Genomic DNA, 15,319 nt, shown 5'->3' on the forward strand with positions numbered 1-15,319 from the left:
GCGCGGGTACGCCTTCGCAATTGCTCGTGAGGCGGAGCAGGGGACGTTCTGCGGCGGACTGCGGCGTCCCGCTGGTGGGGGCCGGTTGGATCGTGGGGGCGCGGCCGGTGAACGCGAGGCTTACGCAGGGAGAAGGGCTGCAAAAGGGCATGGTCGGCTCCTGAGGGGAGTTGCAGTGAACCTCGATTTGTTCGGCACCCGCTTTCGCGCATCGCTCGCACGTCCCGGGCCACCAGCTGAACGATGCAGCTACGCGTCTGCCAGGGCCCTGCCGCTGTGCCCCCGGGTGGTAGAATCGCCACTTTCCTTTACCGTTGTCGTGCCATGCATCTGTCCCTGCTGAAGACCAAGATCCACCGTGCGACGGTCACGCACTCCGAGCTGAACTACGAAGGCTCCATCGCCATCGACGACAACCTGCTGGCCGCCACGGGCATCCGTGAGTTCGAGCAGGTGCATATCTGGGACGTCACCAATGGTGCGCGCTTCTCGACCTATGCCATCCGCGCCGAAGCCGGCAGTGGCGTGGTCTCGCTCAACGGCGGTGCCGCACGGCACGTGCAGGTTGGCGACATCATCATCATCGCCGCCTTCGCTACGATGAGCGAAGAGGAAGCGGACAGCTTCAAGCCCAAGCTCGTCTACGTGGACGGCCGCAACCAGATCTCCCACACCAACGACACCATTCCGACCCAGGCCGCATGACAAACGACACCGGATTCGACCCGCTGCAGTCCCACGCCCAGCGCCTCCGCGGCGCGCGCATCCCCGATCTGCTCGCCGCCGAGCCGCAGCGTGTGCAGGATCTGGCGCTCCGGGTCGGTCCGTTGTATGTCAATTTCGCTCGTCAGAAATACGACGCGCAGGCGCTGGAGGCCTTGCTGGCGCTGGCCGCCCAGCGCGATGTCGCCGGGGCGATCACGCGGCTTGTCCGTGGCGAGCAGGTCAATCTGACCGAGGGCCGCGCGGCGCTGCACACCGCCCTGCGTGGCGATATCGTCGATGCCCCCGTGCCGCGCGAGGCGGCGGCACTGGCCAGCGACGTGCGTCAGCGCATGGGCGAACAGGTCCGTGCGCTCCAGTCCAGTGGCATCACCGATGTGGTCAGCGTGGGCATCGGCGGTTCGGACCTGGGTCCGCGCCTGGTGGCCGATGCGCTGCGTCCGGCCGATGGCACGGGCATGCGCGTGCATTTCGTGTCCAACGTGGACGGCGCGGCCATGCAGCGCACGCTGGCGACGCTGGATCCGGCGCGTACGGCGGGCATCCTGATCTCCAAGACCTTCGGAACGCAGGAGACCCTGCTGAACGGCCGGATCCTGCACGACTGGCTCGGCGGCAGCGAGCGCCTGTACGCCGTCAGCGCCAACCCCGAGCGTGCGGCGGCGGCCTTCGCGATCGCGCCAGGCCGCGTGCTGCCGATGTGGGACTGGGTGGGCGGCCGCTACTCGCTGTGGTCCTCGGTCGGTTTCCCGATCGCGCTGGCCATCGGCTTCGAGCGCTTCGAAGCGTTGCTGCAGGGGGCCTCGGAGATGGACCTGCACGCCATGCAGGCGCCGCTGGAGCGCAACCTTCCGGTCCTGCATGCGTTGACCGATATCTGGAACCGCAATCTGCTCGGCCATGCCACCCATGCCGTGATGACCTACGACCAGCGCCTGGCGCTGCTGCCGGCGTACCTGCAGCAGCTGGTGATGGAGAGCCTGGGCAAGCGCGTGCAGCGCGACGGCCAGCCGGTGGCCACTGATACCGTTCCGGTGTGGTGGGGCGGAGCGGGCACCGATGTGCAGCACAGCTTCTTCCAGGCCCTGCACCAGGGTACCAGCGTGGTCCCGGCCGATTTCATCGGCTGCGTGCGCAGCGACGATCCCTACACCGTCAACCATCAGGCCCTGCTGGCCAACCTGCTGGCACAGACCGAAGCGCTGGCCAACGGACAGTCCAGCGATGATCCGCACCGCGATTATCCGGGGGGCCGGCCGAGCACGATGATCCTGCTCGACGCGCTCACGCCACACGCGCTCGGTGCGCTGATCGCCATGTACGAGCACGCGGTCTACGTGCAGTCGGTGATCTGGAACATCAACGCCTTCGACCAGTTCGGCGTGGAGCTTGGCAAGCAGCTTGCGGGTCAGTTGCTGCCCGCTTTGCAGGGCGAGACCGTGGAAATCACCGATCCGCTCACGCGCGAGCTGCTGGCGCGGCTGCAGGCCTGAGCCCGCATGGAAGGGCGCGCCGTGCCTGGCCCGGCGTCACCTTCATTGTGGTCATCGCGGCAGTTCCGGGCTCGGGCGCTTGGCCAGCTTGCGCTGCAGTGAGCGCCGGTGCATGCCCAGCAGGCGTGCGGCAGCGGAAACATTGCCGCCGGTTTCATGCATGGCCTGCTGGATGTGTTCCCACTGCAGGCGGCTGATCGGCGTCATGGCGTCGGGTACATCCATCTCGCCGTCATCGGCAGGGCCTTCGTCCTCTTCGCCCAGCGCCCGCAGGATCATCGGCACGGTGGCCGGCTTGGGCAGGTAATCATCCGCGCCGAGCTTGATGGCCTCCACGGCGGTGGCGATGCTCGCATAGCCGGTGACCAGCAGGATGCGCATGTCCGCACGCAGCGCACGCAGCGGCTGGATGAGCGACAGGCCCGATTCGTTGCCGAGTTTGAGGTCCACCAGCGCGAAGTCGGGTGGCTGCTGCCGCGCCAGCAGCAGCGCGCTCGCGCCGTCCTGGGCCGTGCGGGTCTCCAGCCCCTTGCGCGCGAGGCTGCGCTGCAGCGTGCGCAGGTAGAGCTCATCGTCATCCACCAGCAGGCCATGGCCCTGGAGGGAGGCGGAAGCGGGCGTGCCGGTCAGTGTCATCTCGGGTCCTTGGTTGAGGGCATCGGAACGCGGAAGCCGACGCGGCTGCCGGCGCCGTCGGCGGGGCGCATCCACATTTCACCGCGCAGGCGCTCGATGGTCGCATGGGACAGCGCCAGGCCGACGCCCATGCCTTCGCGCTTGCCCGAACCGAACAGCGTGCCCGGCAGCACTGCCTCGCGGGTATCGAAGCCATGGCCATGGTCGCGGACTTCGCCGACCAGGCTGCCTTCCTCGATCCGCAGCGAGAGGTCCACTTCCGCGCGGCCGGCCTGCTCGCCGGCATCCGCCGCGTTGTTGAGCAGCACCATCAGCAGGTGGCCGATACCCGGATCCAGCGGCACGTCCAATGGCGCATCCGGATTCCGGGTGAGAGTGATCGTGGGACGCACCAGGCGCCACTGGTCGAGCACCTGGCCGGCCGTGGCGCTGCTGCGTCCCGGCACATCGCTGGCAGCCGGCGCCGCCAGGGCAAGCACGCGCTCACGGCACTGCACCAGCAGCTCGCGCAGCGTTTCCAGGTCCTCGCGCAGCACGGGGTCCTCGCTCTGCTCGGCGATGTCATCGGCAAGCAGGGTCATGGTGGCCAGCGGCGTGTTGAGCTCATGCGCCACGGAGGCTGCGTGCGTGGCCAGTGCGACGATGCCCTCATTGCGGGCGAAGCGCTCGCGCAGCAGCGACAGCTCGTGTTCGCGGCGGCGCAGCGCCAGCGCCAGCCGCGTGGAGAAGGCCAGCACCACGCTGGTGGAGATCAGGAAATTGGCCACCACGCCCCATTGCAGCAACGCATCGGCGTCAAAGTATCCGCCCGCGGGCAAGGGCCGCCCGTAGGCCGCACTGAGCGCATAGCCGCCCAGGCAGGCAGCGGCCACCGCCAGGGTCCAGCGGACGGGCAGGGCCAGTGCGGCCAGTGCGATGAAGATCAGGAACAGCGAACCAAACGGATTGCTGATGCCTCCACTCCAGCCAACCATCCAGGTGAGCACCGTGACATCCACCAGGATATGGCCGAAGGCCGTCACCGGCTGGGTGTCGGGGCCGTGCACGCGCAGCTGGGCGTACAGGTTGAACAGTGCCAGTACACCCACCCCGGCCCATAACGGCACCTGTGGCAGCGGCAGCCCGAGCAGCCAGGTGGCGAACAGGATCGTGGCCGCCTGGCCGGCCACGGCCAGCCAGCGCAGGCTGCACAGGGTGCGTAGGAAGGGAGCGTCGGCGCCGGTCATTGCCTGCCATCGTATGCGCTCGGCGCGTGACCTGCCTGCGACAATCCGCCGCAGCGGGCGCGGCATTGACCACCTCGGCAGTCACCCGCGTTTCGCGGCTCGGCGCTAGAATGTGCAGATGCACGACGCCGTCTCCCGACCAACCCCTCCCGCCGAGCCCACCGCGTGGCCGCGCCGCCTGACCCAGCCCGTCCGCATTGGCGGCGTGGTGGTCGGCGGTGGCAAGCCTGTGGTGGTGCAATCGATGACCAACACCGATACCTCCGACGTGGCGTCCAGCGTCAGGCAGGTTGCCGAACTCTGGCGCGCCGGCTCGGAAATGGTGCGCCTGACGGTCAACACGGTCGAGGCCGCTGCCGCCATTCCGCGCATCGTCGACAAGCTCGCGATGATGGGCATCGACGTGCCGCTGATCGGCGATTTCCATTACAACGGCCATCAGCTGCTCAGCGCCGAGCCGGCCTGCGCCGAGGCGCTGGCCAAGTACCGCATCAACCCGGGCAACGTGGGCTTCGGCAAGAAGAAGGACACCCAGTTCGCACAGCTCATCGAGTTCGCCGTCCGCTTCGGCAAGCCGGTGCGCATCGGCGCCAACTGGGGCTCGCTCGACCAGGCCCTGGCGGCACGCCTGATGGATGAGAACAGCCAGCGCGCACAGCCGTGGGACGCCGGCCGCGTGCTGCGCGAGGCGCTGATCCGTTCGGCGCTGGATTCGGCCGAACAGGCCGTGGAACTCGGCCTGCCGCGTGACCGCATCGTACTGTCGGCCAAGGTCAGTGGCGTGCAGGAACTCATCGCGGTCTACCGCGACCTGGCGCAGCGTTCGGATTTCGCACTGCACCTCGGACTGACCGAGGCGGGCATCGGCAGCAAGGGGATCGTGGCCTCCTCGGCGGCGCTTGCGGTGCTGCTGCAGGAAGGCATCGGCGATACGATCCGCATTTCGCTGACGCCGGAGCCCGGCCAGTCGCGCACGCAGGAAGTCATCGTCGCGCAGGAACTGCTGCAGACCACCGGGCAGCGTGCCTTCACCCCGCTGGTCACCGCCTGCCCCGGGTGTGGACGCACCACCTCCGAGTTCTTCCAGGAACTGGCCGGCGTGGTGCAGAACCACGTGCGCGAGAAAATGCCGCTGTGGAAGGTCAACCATCCCGGTGCCGAGAACATGACCCTGGCGGTGATGGGCTGCATCGTCAACGGTCCGGGCGAGTCCCGGCATGCCAACATCGGCATCTCCCTGCCCGGCACCGGTGAAACACCCTCCGCACCGGTGTTCGTGGACGGCGAAAAGACGGTCACCCTGCGCGGCGACAACATCGCCCAGGAGTTCGTGGCCCTGATCGACGCGTACGTCGAACGTACCTATGTCCGACACGCAGGGTAAGACCCCGGCGCAGGACGCACCGGAAGAAGCGTCCGGGTTCCGCCGCTGGCTTGGCGGCAACGCGTGGCGCTTCGTGCTGCTGTTCCTCGGCGTGCTGGCCCCGCTGGCTATCTTCGTGGAGCTGGCCGAGGAGGTCCATGAGCTGGAAACCTTCCACTTCGACGAATCGCTGCTGTGGCGCATGCACGCCTGGCACGGACCGGCGCTGGACCAGGCCGTGGTGCTGGTGACCCGGCTGGGGTACGAGTGGTTCCTGGTCCCGGCCGACGTGCTCATCCCGCTGGCGCTGCTGCTGCGGCGGCGCTGGCGCGAGGCCTGTTTCACCGCGCTCGCCTTCGCCGGTTCGGCGCTGCTGAACCTGGCCACCAAGCAGTTCTTCCAGCGTGACCGGCCCACGTTGTGGGAATCGATCGCGCCCGAGCCCACCTACAGCTTCCCCAGCGGCCACGCCATGGGCTCGATGACCTTTGCCTGCGCCATCATCCTGTTGACGTGGAACACCCGGTGGCGTTGGCCCGTGCTCGCCGCCGCGATCAGCTTCGCGGTGCTGGTCAGCGCGTCGCGTATCTACCTCGGCGTGCATTATCCCTCCGACATCCTGGCGGGCTGGTGCGCGGCCATCGCCTGGGTGGTCGGCTGCTACCTGGTGCTGTTCCGCCAGCGCCGCCCTTGGGGGCGAAGGCCTGTCGGTTCCAGCTGAGCGGGTTGGTCACGTCAGCCTGCCCAGGTGAACGATGCATGAAGTATCGTCGGCGATAGGCTATATTGATCGTCGGCGGCACCTGCCCGCGCCCGGGTCGGGGACAGAAGGACTGTGACCTGGGGCGCAATCCGGGTGAAGCGTCGGCATTCGCGCTTGTGGGGTTCATGGTGGACGCCTAGCGTGGCAGCCACGGCAGGTGCTCAAAGGGGAGCGTGCATGACGATCCGAGTCTATCTGGTGGACGACCACGCGTTGGTCCGCACCGGCATGAAAATGATTCTTTCGAGTGAGACCGACATCGACGTGGTCGGTGAGGCGGAGAGTGGGGAAGATGCGCTGCGGCAGATCCGCCAGCTGCACCCCGATGTGGTCCTGTGCGATCTGCACCTGCCGGGCGTGAGCGGGCTTGAAGTCACCGAACGCGTGGTCCGGGGGCAGGAGGGGGTGCGCGTGGTGATCGTTTCGGTGATGGAGGACGGCCCGATGCCCAAGCGGCTGCTGGAAGCGGGCGCTTCCGGGTATATCGGCAAGGGCTGCGATGCGCAGGAGCTGCTAAGGGCGGTGCGTGATGCCGCGCTGGGTCGCCGTTACCTGGGCAGCAGCATCGCGCAGAACCTGGCGCTTTCCACCGTCGAGGGCAGTGCCTCGCCGTTCGACAATCTTTCCCCGCGCGAGCTGGAAGTGGCGCTGCTGCTGACCCAGGGCCTGCGGCAGGAGGACATCGCGCGGCGCCTGAGCCTGAGCGCGAAGACCATCAACACGCACAAGGCGCGGCTGTTCGAGAAGATGGGCATCCATGACAACATCGCGCTGGCCCGCATGGCCAGCCAGTACGGCCTGGTGGATCCGGCACGGCCGATGTAACGGGGCGGGGACGCAACAACGCCCCCCCCTTTGCGTGGTCACGTCGGGCCGTCAGCCGGCCGTCGGCTCAGTGCCGACGCACCCGCGCCACCACCTGCGCGGCGCGGGCGGAGGCTTCGCGGACCTTGTCCCAGTCGCCGTTGTCGATCCAGCCGGCGGGCACCATCCATGAGCCGCCGATACAGACGACATTCGGCTGCTCGAGGAAATCGCCGGCATTGTTCTCCGTGATCCCGCCGGTCGGGCAGAGCTTGAGATCCGGCATCGGTCCGGCCACGCCCTTGATCAACGGCAGGCCACCGACGGCAGTTGCGGGGAACAGCTTGCAGACCTGGAATCCTCGCGCATGCAGCGCCAGCAGCTCCGTCGGCGTTGCCGCACCCGGCACCACTGGCAGGGGCGCAGCGGCCAGGGCATCGGCCATGTGCGCGGGCGTGCCCGGGGTGACCAGGAAGTCCGCACCGGCGTCGATGGCCTGCTGCATCTGCTCCACGGTCAGCACCGTACCGGCCCCCACCACCACGTCCGGCAGCTCCCGCTTGAGCAGGGCCAGGGCGTCCATCGCCACCGGTGTGCGCAGGGTCAACTCGATGGCCGGCAGGCCGCCTTCCAGCAGCGCCGCGCTGACGGCACGCGCCTGGTCCAGCGTATGCACCGTCACCACCGGCAGGATGCCCGCTGCGCCGAGCAGTTTGATCGCGCGCGCCTGATGTTCTGCAATACCCATGTTCTGTCCTTGCCTTGTAATCAACGTGTATCAACGAATCCGGCGCCGGGCGACGGCTCAGGCGTCCTTCGCCTCGTGCGGCGCTTCGGCCGCGGCCGCGTCATGACCCAGCTCGTATTCGGCGTCGTAGTCCCATGCGCTGCCATCGGCGGCCGCCGGCCCGCAGGAGATCGACACCGCTCCCTGGTCCGCCGGGCCGACCACCAGGCGATTGACGGCAAACAGGTTGCGGCCGAGATCGTTGGCGGCCGGCGCGGTGTTCGGTGCGTGGGTGCGCGCGGCCCACTCGGCCGCGTCTACCAGTACTTCCAGCGTGCCGGCCTCGCCGTCCAGGCGGATGATGTCGCCCTCGCGCAGCTTGCCCAGCGGACCGCCGCGCGCGGCTTCCGGTGTCATGTGGATCGCGGCGGGGATCTTGCCGGAGGCGCCGGACAGGCGGCCATCGGTGACCAGGGCCACGCGCCGTCCCTGGTTCTGCAGCAGGCCCAGCAGCGGCGCCAGTGAATGCAGTTCGGGCATGCCGTTCGCGCGCGGGCCCTGGTAGCGCACCACGGCCACGAAGTCCTGTGGCAGCAGGCCGGCGGCATGCAGCTTGTTGAGCACCTGCGGCGCGTCCACCACCACGGCCGGGGCCTCGATGGTGCGGTACTGCGGCTTCACTGCCGACAGCTTGATCAGCGAGCGGCCCAGGTTGCCGCGCAGCAGGCGCAGGCCGCCCTGGGCTTCGAAGGGATCGGCCACACCACGCACGACGTCGGTGTCGGCGCTCTGGGTGATGCCGTCCACCCAGCTGACCTGGCCGTCCTGCAGGCGCGGTTCGCGGGCATAGTCGGCCATTCCGCCGCGCGCGACAGTGACGATGTCACCGTGCATCAGGCCGGCTCGGATCAGTTCGCCGAAGACGAACGCCGGACCGCCTGCCGCCGCGAAGCGGTTCACGTCGGCCTCGCCGTTGGGGTAGACGCGCGCGAGCAGCGGAATCAGCTGGGACAGCTCGTCCATGTCATCCCACGTCAGCACGATGCCTGCCGCGCGGGCCACGGCGATCCAGTGGATGGTGTGGTTGGTGGAGCCGCCGGTGGCCATCAGCGCGACGACGGCGTTGATGATCGCGCGCTCGTCGATGAGCTTGCCGAGGGGACGGTAATCGTCACCCAGCGCGGTCATCTCCAGCGCACGCTCGGTGGCCTGGCGGGTGAGCGCCTCGCGCAGCGGTTGGTCCGGGTTGACGAACGAGGCGCCCGGCAGCTGCACGCCCATGGCTTCGAGCAGCACCTGGTTGGAGTTGGCGGTGCCGTAGAAGGTGCAGGTGCCCGGACCGTGGTAGGACGCCGATTCGGCTTCCAGCAGCTCCTCCCGCGTCGCTTCGCCGGCGGCGTAGCGCTCGCGCACTTCGGCCTTCTGTTTGTTCGGGATGCCGGGGGTCATCGGGCCGGCCGGCACGAAGATCGAGGGCAGGTGGCCGAAGGCCAGCGCGCCGATCAGCAGGCCCGGCACGATCTTGTCGCAGACCCCGAGATAGAGCGCTGCATCGAACATGTCATGGCTCAGCCCCACCGCGGTGGACTGGGCGATGACATCGCGCGAGAACAGCGACAGTTCCATGCCGCCGCGGCCCTGGGTCACGCCATCGCACATCGCCGGCACGCCGCCGGCAACCTGCGCGGTGGCGCCGAGCTCGCGCGCGATCTGGCGGATCTGCTCGGGATAGCTCTCGAACGGCTGATGCGCGGAGAGCATGTCGTTGTACGAGGTGATGATGCCCAGGTTGGGCGTCACGCCGCCGCGCAGCCGGCTCTTGTCGGTGCCACCACAGGCCGCGAAGCCGTGGGCGAGGTTGCCGCAGCTCAGGCGGCTGCGGAAGGGGCCATCGCGCAGGGCGGCCTCCAGCGTGGCCAGATAGGCGGCGCGCGAAGGGGCACTGCGGCGCACGATGCGCTCGGTGATGGCGTGCAGGCGGGGATGCAGACTCATGGGCTACCAGCTTGAAGAGGTGGCGGGAGGAGGGCGTTCAATCGGCCCAGTGCACGCGCAGGCGCGGACCGGGCTGGTCGATGGCAGCGAGGATCGGGTACTGGTTGACGTCGTTGCTGTCCAGCGCGTGCTGCAGCACTTCCAGCTTCTGTCTGCCACGCAGCAGCAGCAGGCGTTGGCGGCAGGCGCGCAGGCCATGCGGGGTCAGGGTGATGCGCAGTGGCCACTGGTTCGCGCCCGGGCAACCGGTGGCATCCAGTGCCGCGTAGGGCAGGGTGCTTTCCAGCGCACGCGGCAGATCGCGCGAGCCGGGGAACAGCGAGCAGGTGTGGCCATCGTTGCCCATGCCCAGGGCCACCACGCTCGGCGGCTGGCTGTACTGGGCCTGCAGGTTGGCGGTGTACACGCACTCCGCCAGCGGCTTGCCGATGCGTACCAGCGGGTCGAAGTGTGCGCCCTCGGCGCGCTGCAGGAAACTTTCCCGCACCAGGTGCGCGTTGCTGTCGCGGTCCTGCGGAGACAGCCAGCGCTCGTCGGCGAGGCTGACTTCCACGCGGTCCCAGTGCACGTCCAGCTCGGCCAGCGCCTGGTAGACCGGGGCTGGCGTACCGCCGCCGGAGAGCAGCATGCGGGCGCGGCCGTGCTCGGCGATGCCCCTGCGCAGCAGGGCGGCCATGTCGGCGGCCACCGCTTCGATCCAGGCATCGGCTTCGCGGTGGGCGTGGAATTCAACGCGGTCGGAGGTGAACGAAACGGCCATCAGGCGAGGGCTCCTGTGGGGGTATCGCACTCGGCATCCACCGCATAGGCGGCGGCACCGAGCAGACCCGGATTGGGATGGATCACGGCCAGCGAAGGAACACGGCCCATGATCGAAGAAAAGCGCCCCTTGTGTTCGAAACGCTGGCGGAAGCCGGAATGCTGCAGCGATTCAAGCATGCGCGGCACCAGGCCGCCGGTCAGGAACACACCGTCCCAGGCGCCCTGGATCAGCACCAGATCGCCGGCGATGGCGCCGAAGATCGCGCAGAACAGATCCACCGCGCGCATCGCCTGCGGATCGTTCTGCGCCGCGCGTGCGGTGACATCGGCGGGCTGCAGGTGGCCGGGATCGAAGCCGGCCATCTCGCACACGGCACGGTGGATATTGACCAGGCCCGGGCCACAGATCAGGCGCTCGTTGGAGACGCGTCCGAACGTTTCCGAGAGAATCTCCAGGATGCGGATTTCCTCCGGCGTGCCCGGCGGGAAGCTCACGTGGCCGCCTTCGGTTTCCAGCGGGTAGCAGCGATCGTGGCGGATCACCAGCCCACCCACGCCCAGGCCGGTGCCCGGGCCGATGACCCCGTAGTTGGCGCCGGCATGGGGCAGGCGCGGACGCCACGGCGCACCACCGATCTGCACCACGTCCTGCGGCTGCAACAGCGAGATCGCCATGGCCTGCGCTGCGAAATCGTTGATCAGGTGCAGTTCGCTGAAGCCGAGCATGGCGGCGGTACGACTGCGCGAGATCACCCACGGATGGTTGGTGATGCGGGCTTCGTCACCGTCCACGCGGCCGGCGACGGCGAACACGCCACGCGTGGCTTCAGCGGCGACGTCCTGCAGGTAGTGGCGGGCGGCATCGCCAAGGGACGGGAAGTCGACGACCGGGAATTCGCGGATGCTCGCATCGATGAGCGGCGAGGCCTGGCCCGTATCAGCGAGGGCGAAGCGGGCGTTGGTTCCCCCGATGTCGGCGACCAGCACCGGCTGCTGCCGCGCGCTCAAGACTGCACCTCCTGCGTGTCCACGCTCACATCGTCGGGCAGGAAGCCCGCCGCCGCATCCGGACCCCACTGACCGGCCGGGTACAGCTGCAGGGGCAGATCGGCGGCCTTCCAGGCATCGGCAACGCTGTCGATCCAGTGCCATGCCGCACGCACTTCGTCATCGCGCACGAACAGCGCATGGTTGCCGTTGAAGGCATCCAGGAACAGGCGCTCGTAGGCGATGCGGCGGTGCAGGCCGGTGGGCACGGACAATTCCAGTTCCAGCGGGTGCAGTTCCAGCGCGCCCCATTCCGGGCCGGCCAGGCTGCTCATCAGGCCCAGTTCGATGTTTTCTTCCGGCTGCAGCTTGAACACCAGGCGGTTGGGGGTGGCCTGGCTGCGCGCGGGGCGCTCGAACAGCCAGTGGGTGACCGGCTTGAGCGTCACCACCACGCGGGTGGTGCGCTCGGGCAGGCGCTTGCCGGTGACCAGGTGGAACGGCACGCCGCTCCAGCGCCAGTTGTCGATGTGCGCGGTGACGCCGGCGAAGGTCTCCACCTCGCTGCCTTCCGGCGGCTGGTAGGCCTGTGCGGGCTGGCCGTTGATCGTGCCCGCGGTATAACGCCCGCGGATGCTGTCACGGGCCACGTTCTTGGAATCCAGCGGACGCAGCGCACGCAGCACCTTGACCTTCTCATCGCGGATGCGGTCGGCTTCCAGCGACGCCGGGGGCTCCATCGCCACCAGGCACAGCAGCTGGAGGATATGGCTCTGCACCATGTCGCGCAGTGCGCCGGAGCGCGCGTAGTAGGCATCGCGGCCGTCCACGCCTTCGCTTTCGGAGACCAGGATGTGCACCGACTCGATGTAGTTCCGGTTCCACACCGCTTCCAGCAGCGTGTTGCCGAAGCGCAGCGCGAGCAGGTTCTGCACGGCCGCCTTGCCCAGGTAGTGGTCGAGGCGGAACACGCGGTCTTCGTCGATCCACTGGGCGACGCTGCGCAGGATCTGCTCGGCGCTGTCACTGTCGCTGCCGATCGGCTTCTCCAGCATCAGGCGGTGCGGTGCGGCAAGTGCGCCGCCTTCGGCCAGGCCCTCGCAGGTGGAGATGTACAGGCCCGGCGGGATCGCAAGGTAGCTCACGCACCGGCGATGGACCAGGTCGGAGACCGCGGCGGCCACCGAGGCCGGATCGCGCAGGTCCACCGATCGGTAATCGATGCGGCGCAGGAGCGAGGCGATGTCCTCGGCGCTGGCCAGTGGATGGGCCTGCTGGAGGCGTGGCCGCAGCACCTCTGCGAAGCTCTCGGTGTCGTGCGGTGAAAGCGCGAGTGCGCGGATGCGGAAATCTTCCGGCAACAGGCCATCGCCCAGCAGGCGCAGGAGGGAAGGGAAGAGGTAGCGCTGGGCCAGATCGCCCGTGGCGCCGAACAGGAAGAGGGTATCGTGCATTGCGCGGGTTTCAGTTCCGGGTGACATCGTTGTCAGTCGCTTTCTGGCAGGGTTCCAGGGAGGGTCCGAACGTCGTGCTGTCCATCAGCCTAAGGCTACCTGACCGGCGCCGGAAGCGGACTTTCCGGATCGAGCCTGATGATCGTGGCAGTGGAAACATGACAAGTATCGCCTTTCGATAGTGCCACGTGAAAACGTTTACATGGCAGAATGCGCAACTGTATTCGATTGCATCGGTGCCCGTCATGCGGCACTGAGGCAAAATCGCTGCCATCGGGAGGGCCGAAGGCAGTCCACATGCAACGGCCCGGAGTGCGGGCGGACTGGAAGAGTGACATGGCAAAAGTGCAGCTGCAGGGCGTTCGCAAGGTCTATGACAACGGCCAGGTCGCGGTGAAGGATGCGACCTTCGAGGTGGCCGACGGCGAACTGATGGTGCTGGTCGGGCCTTCCGGCTGTGGCAAATCGACGCTGCTGCGCATGATCGCCGGGCTGGAGGAAATCAGCGGCGGCACGATGACCATCGGCGAGCGCGTGGTCAACGATGTGGCGCCCAAGGACCGCGACATCGCCATGGTGTTCCAGAGCTACGCGCTGTATCCGCACATGACCGTGGCCGAGAACCTGGCCTTCGGCCTCAAGCTGCGCGGGCATGACAAGGAAACCATCAGTCGCCGCATCGCCGAGGCCGCGCAGACGCTGGGCCTGACCGACATGATGGACAAGCTGCCCAAGGCGATGTCCGGTGGCCAGCGCCAGCGCGTCGCGCTCGGTCGTGCCCTGGTGCGCGAGCCGGCGGTGTTCCTGCTCGATGAGCCGCTGTCCAACCTGGACGCGAAGCTGCGCCACAGCGTGCGCACGGAAATCGCGCAGCTGCACCGCAAGCTGGGCACCACGATGATCTACGTGACCCATGACCAGGTCGAGGCGATGACGCTGGGCCAGCGGATCGTCGTGCTCAAGGACGGCATCATCCAGCAGATCGATACGCCCATGGCGCTGTATGACCGCCCGGCCAACCTGTTCGTGGCCGGCTTCCTGGGCAGCCCGGCCATGAACGTGCTGCGGGGCACGCTGCAGGGCAGCGCGGCCGGCGTGCGGGTGGAAGCGGAAGGCTGGAAGGCGCCGCTCGGCCAGGCGACGGTCAATGCGGATTGGCTCGGGGGTCCGGTGGCGGTCGGCGTGCGGCCGGAGCATCTTCAGCCGGCCGAGCCGGGCGACGATCAGGCGTTCGAGGCGCGCATCGAGGGCATCGAACCGGTCGGCAACGAAATCTTCGTCAACATGGTCAGCGGGGCCCATGCGTTGACCATGCGCGTGGCGCCGCGCGCGCTGCCGGCGGTGGGAGAGACGCTCAAGGTGGCCGTGCGTCCGGACGCGCTGCACTTCTTCGACGCCCAGACCGGCGAGCGGCTGTAGGCCGCCGCCACGCCGGACGCCGCTGCGCCGCCTGACCGAAGCGTCGGGGTCAGCGGCGCCTCAGCGCCCCAGCCCATCCAGCAGCGGCACACGGCGTGCGTCCTGGCCGTCCACCGACACGGGTGCTTCGCTGGTCTCCAGCGGCAGGACCGCCAGCGCCAGCGTACCGGCCGTGCTCACCACGGTCCCGAGTGGGGCACCGGCCTGTTCCACCGATGCGCCGGCCTCGCAGGGCCGGTCCAGTTCAAGCAGCTGCACCCCCCGCTTCGCCTTGCCGAGGAAATGCGTGCGCGCCACGATCTCCTGCCCGGGATAACAGCCCTTTTTCACGCTGTAGCCGTTGAGGCGGTCCAGCCCCAGCTGCTGCGGCGTCCACTGTTCGCGTTGTCCCTGGACAAGTCGCGGCAGCCCGAACCGCAGGTCCGACGCGCGCCAGGCGGTGGTGAACGCCGCATCCCCCGCTGCACCACCGGGGTCGCCTGCAGCGGCGATGCGCAGGGTGCGGGGCAGGGCGCCACTGCCGATGTCCAGTTCCAGGAACGCGGCGTCGTCCCCGTCGGCGGGCAGCGTACCCGCCATGACCGCACCCCGCGCGCGCGCAGGTGCGCAGAATCCACCGATCGCACGCAGGTCCGTTCGCACGGTGATGCTGACCTTGCGGCGAAACACGAAACGCTGCAACTGGGACGCAATCTCATTGGCGTCGCCGTCGGCGAACAGCAGGAGAAGGTGCTGCGAAGACATCCTGATCAGCTGGAACACCGCCAGCGTGCGGCCCTTTGCGCTCAGCCACGCGCTCCATTGCCAGTGACCATCGCCCAGCGCGACCACGTCGGCGGAGAACTGGGCGTGCGCGAATGTCACCGCGTCGGCGCCGGAGAGCGACACGAGTTGACGGTCCGCCAACTGCGCATATGAGACAAAATCGGGATAAAGGTTGTCAGGCACGTGAACGAGGTCTAGAATT

General features: G+C 68.3%; 14 protein-coding genes. 6 read left to right on the forward strand and 8 right to left on the reverse strand.

What is annotated here, in order from left to right:
- Positions 1 to 324 precede the first annotated feature (324 nt).
- Together panD and pgi are read left to right on the forward strand one after the other, a co-directional pair.
- The gene (gene panD / locus FHY09_RS10595; RefSeq protein WP_166926835.1) at positions 325 to 705 is read left to right on the forward strand and encodes an aspartate 1-decarboxylase; all 381 of its coding nucleotides are present in this window, start codon (positions 325 to 327) and stop codon (positions 703 to 705) included.
- On the forward strand, positions 702 to 2,216 hold the full coding sequence (gene pgi, locus FHY09_RS10600; RefSeq protein ID WP_166926836.1) for a glucose-6-phosphate isomerase: 1,515 nt from the start codon (positions 702 to 704) through the stop codon (positions 2,214 to 2,216). The genes panD and pgi overlap by 4 nt, the downstream gene beginning before the upstream one ends.
- Before the next feature lie 51 nt (positions 2,217 to 2,267).
- On the opposite strand, the gene FHY09_RS10605 is transcribed toward pgi, so the two are convergent.
- Together FHY09_RS10605 and FHY09_RS10610 are read right to left on the reverse strand one after the other, a co-directional pair.
- On the reverse strand, positions 2,268 to 2,852 hold the full coding sequence (locus tag FHY09_RS10605; RefSeq protein WP_166926837.1) for a response regulator transcription factor: 585 nt from the start codon (positions 2,850 to 2,852) through the stop codon (positions 2,268 to 2,270).
- Positions 2,849 to 4,078, reverse strand: a complete 1,230-nt coding sequence (locus FHY09_RS10610; RefSeq protein WP_166926838.1) for an ATP-binding protein — start codon at positions 4,076 to 4,078, stop codon at positions 2,849 to 2,851. Before FHY09_RS10610 ends, FHY09_RS10605 begins: the two co-directional genes overlap by 4 nt.
- Before the next feature lie 118 nt (positions 4,079 to 4,196).
- Here FHY09_RS10610 and ispG point away from each other — a divergent pair, with 118 nt between their 5' ends.
- The 3 genes from ispG to FHY09_RS10625 all read left to right on the forward strand — a co-directional run bounded on the left by ispG (position 4,197) and on the right by FHY09_RS10625 (position 7,029).
- Positions 4,197 to 5,462, forward strand: coding sequence for a flavodoxin-dependent (E)-4-hydroxy-3-methylbut-2-enyl-diphosphate synthase (ispG, locus tag FHY09_RS10615; RefSeq protein ID WP_166926839.1), 1,266 nt, complete (start codon positions 4,197 to 4,199; stop codon positions 5,460 to 5,462).
- Entirely contained in the window at positions 5,443 to 6,162 is a 720-nt protein-coding gene (locus FHY09_RS10620; protein ID WP_166926840.1) for a phosphatase PAP2 family protein, read from the forward strand. The genes ispG and FHY09_RS10620 overlap by 20 nt, the downstream gene beginning before the upstream one ends.
- Before the next feature lie 219 nt (positions 6,163 to 6,381).
- Positions 6,382 to 7,029, forward strand: a complete 648-nt coding sequence (locus tag FHY09_RS10625) for a response regulator (RefSeq protein WP_166926841.1) — start codon at positions 6,382 to 6,384, stop codon at positions 7,027 to 7,029.
- Between the two features lie 67 nt (positions 7,030 to 7,096).
- On the opposite strand, the gene eda is transcribed toward FHY09_RS10625, so the two are convergent.
- From eda to zwf, 5 genes are read right to left on the reverse strand one after another with little or no spacing between them, the layout of a single operon-like run.
- On the reverse strand, positions 7,097 to 7,756 hold the full coding sequence (gene eda / locus FHY09_RS10630) for a bifunctional 4-hydroxy-2-oxoglutarate aldolase/2-dehydro-3-deoxy-phosphogluconate aldolase (RefSeq protein ID WP_166926842.1): 660 nt from the start codon (positions 7,754 to 7,756) through the stop codon (positions 7,097 to 7,099).
- Between the two features lie 57 nt (positions 7,757 to 7,813).
- Complete coding sequence (edd, locus tag FHY09_RS10635; RefSeq protein ID WP_166926843.1) at positions 7,814 to 9,730, reverse strand: phosphogluconate dehydratase; 1,917 nt, start codon at positions 9,728 to 9,730, stop codon at positions 7,814 to 7,816.
- A gap of 37 nt (positions 9,731 to 9,767) precedes the next feature.
- Positions 9,768 to 10,490 carry a 6-phosphogluconolactonase gene (gene pgl / locus FHY09_RS10640; RefSeq protein ID WP_166926844.1) on the reverse strand — a complete coding sequence of 241 codons (723 nt, stop codon included), beginning with the start codon at positions 10,488 to 10,490 and terminating at the stop codon, positions 9,768 to 9,770.
- Positions 10,490 to 11,500 carry a glucokinase gene (gene glk, locus FHY09_RS10645; RefSeq protein ID WP_166926845.1) on the reverse strand — a complete coding sequence of 337 codons (1,011 nt, stop codon included), beginning with the start codon at positions 11,498 to 11,500 and terminating at the stop codon, positions 10,490 to 10,492. The genes pgl and glk overlap by 1 nt, the downstream gene beginning before the upstream one ends.
- On the reverse strand, positions 11,497 to 12,933 hold the full coding sequence (zwf, locus tag FHY09_RS10650) for a glucose-6-phosphate dehydrogenase (RefSeq protein WP_166926846.1): 1,437 nt from the start codon (positions 12,931 to 12,933) through the stop codon (positions 11,497 to 11,499). The genes glk and zwf overlap by 4 nt, the downstream gene beginning before the upstream one ends.
- A 336-nt stretch (positions 12,934 to 13,269) precedes the next feature.
- Here zwf and FHY09_RS10655 point away from each other — a divergent pair, with 336 nt between their 5' ends.
- Positions 13,270 to 14,352, forward strand: a complete 1,083-nt coding sequence (locus tag FHY09_RS10655) for a sn-glycerol-3-phosphate ABC transporter ATP-binding protein UgpC (protein ID WP_166926847.1) — start codon at positions 13,270 to 13,272, stop codon at positions 14,350 to 14,352.
- A gap of 60 nt (positions 14,353 to 14,412) precedes the next feature.
- On the opposite strand, the gene ygfZ is transcribed toward FHY09_RS10655, so the two are convergent.
- Positions 14,413 to 15,300: a CAF17-like 4Fe-4S cluster assembly/insertion protein YgfZ gene (gene ygfZ / locus FHY09_RS10660; RefSeq protein WP_166926848.1), complete on the reverse strand. Its 888-nt coding sequence runs from the start codon at positions 15,298 to 15,300 to the stop codon at positions 14,413 to 14,415.
- Positions 15,301 to 15,319 lie beyond the last annotated feature (19 nt).

The organism is Xanthomonas sp. 60 (assembly GCF_011761925.1).

What these genes read in the sequence shown, in the direction of transcription:
- FHY09_RS10655 (WP_166926847.1), top strand. Translation starts at nt 13,270, where the DNA reads ATGGCAAAAGTGCAGCTGCAGGGCGTTCGCAAGGTCTATGACAACGGC.
- eda (WP_166926842.1), bottom strand. Translation starts at nt 7,756, where the DNA reads ATGGGTATTGCAGAACATCAGGCGCGCGCGATCAAACTGCTCGGCGCA.
- FHY09_RS10605 (WP_166926837.1), bottom strand. Translation starts at nt 2,852, where the DNA reads ATGACACTGACCGGCACGCCCGCTTCCGCCTCCCTCCAGGGCCATGGC.
- edd (WP_166926843.1), bottom strand. Translation starts at nt 9,730, where the DNA reads ATGAGTCTGCATCCCCGCCTGCACGCCATCACCGAGCGCATCGTGCGC.
- FHY09_RS10620 (WP_166926840.1), top strand. Translation starts at nt 5,443, where the DNA reads ATGTCCGACACGCAGGGTAAGACCCCGGCGCAGGACGCACCGGAAGAA.
- panD (WP_166926835.1), top strand. Translation starts at nt 325, where the DNA reads ATGCATCTGTCCCTGCTGAAGACCAAGATCCACCGTGCGACGGTCACG.
- zwf (WP_166926846.1), bottom strand. Translation starts at nt 12,933, where the DNA reads ATGCACGATACCCTCTTCCTGTTCGGCGCCACGGGCGATCTGGCCCAG.
- pgl (WP_166926844.1), bottom strand. Translation starts at nt 10,490, where the DNA reads ATGGCCGTTTCGTTCACCTCCGACCGCGTTGAATTCCACGCCCACCGC.
- FHY09_RS10610 (WP_166926838.1), bottom strand. Translation starts at nt 4,078, where the DNA reads ATGACCGGCGCCGACGCTCCCTTCCTACGCACCCTGTGCAGCCTGCGC.
- ispG (WP_166926839.1), top strand. Translation starts at nt 4,197, where the DNA reads ATGCACGACGCCGTCTCCCGACCAACCCCTCCCGCCGAGCCCACCGCG.
- FHY09_RS10625 (WP_166926841.1), top strand. Translation starts at nt 6,382, where the DNA reads ATGACGATCCGAGTCTATCTGGTGGACGACCACGCGTTGGTCCGCACC.
- pgi (WP_166926836.1), top strand. Translation starts at nt 702, where the DNA reads ATGACAAACGACACCGGATTCGACCCGCTGCAGTCCCACGCCCAGCGC.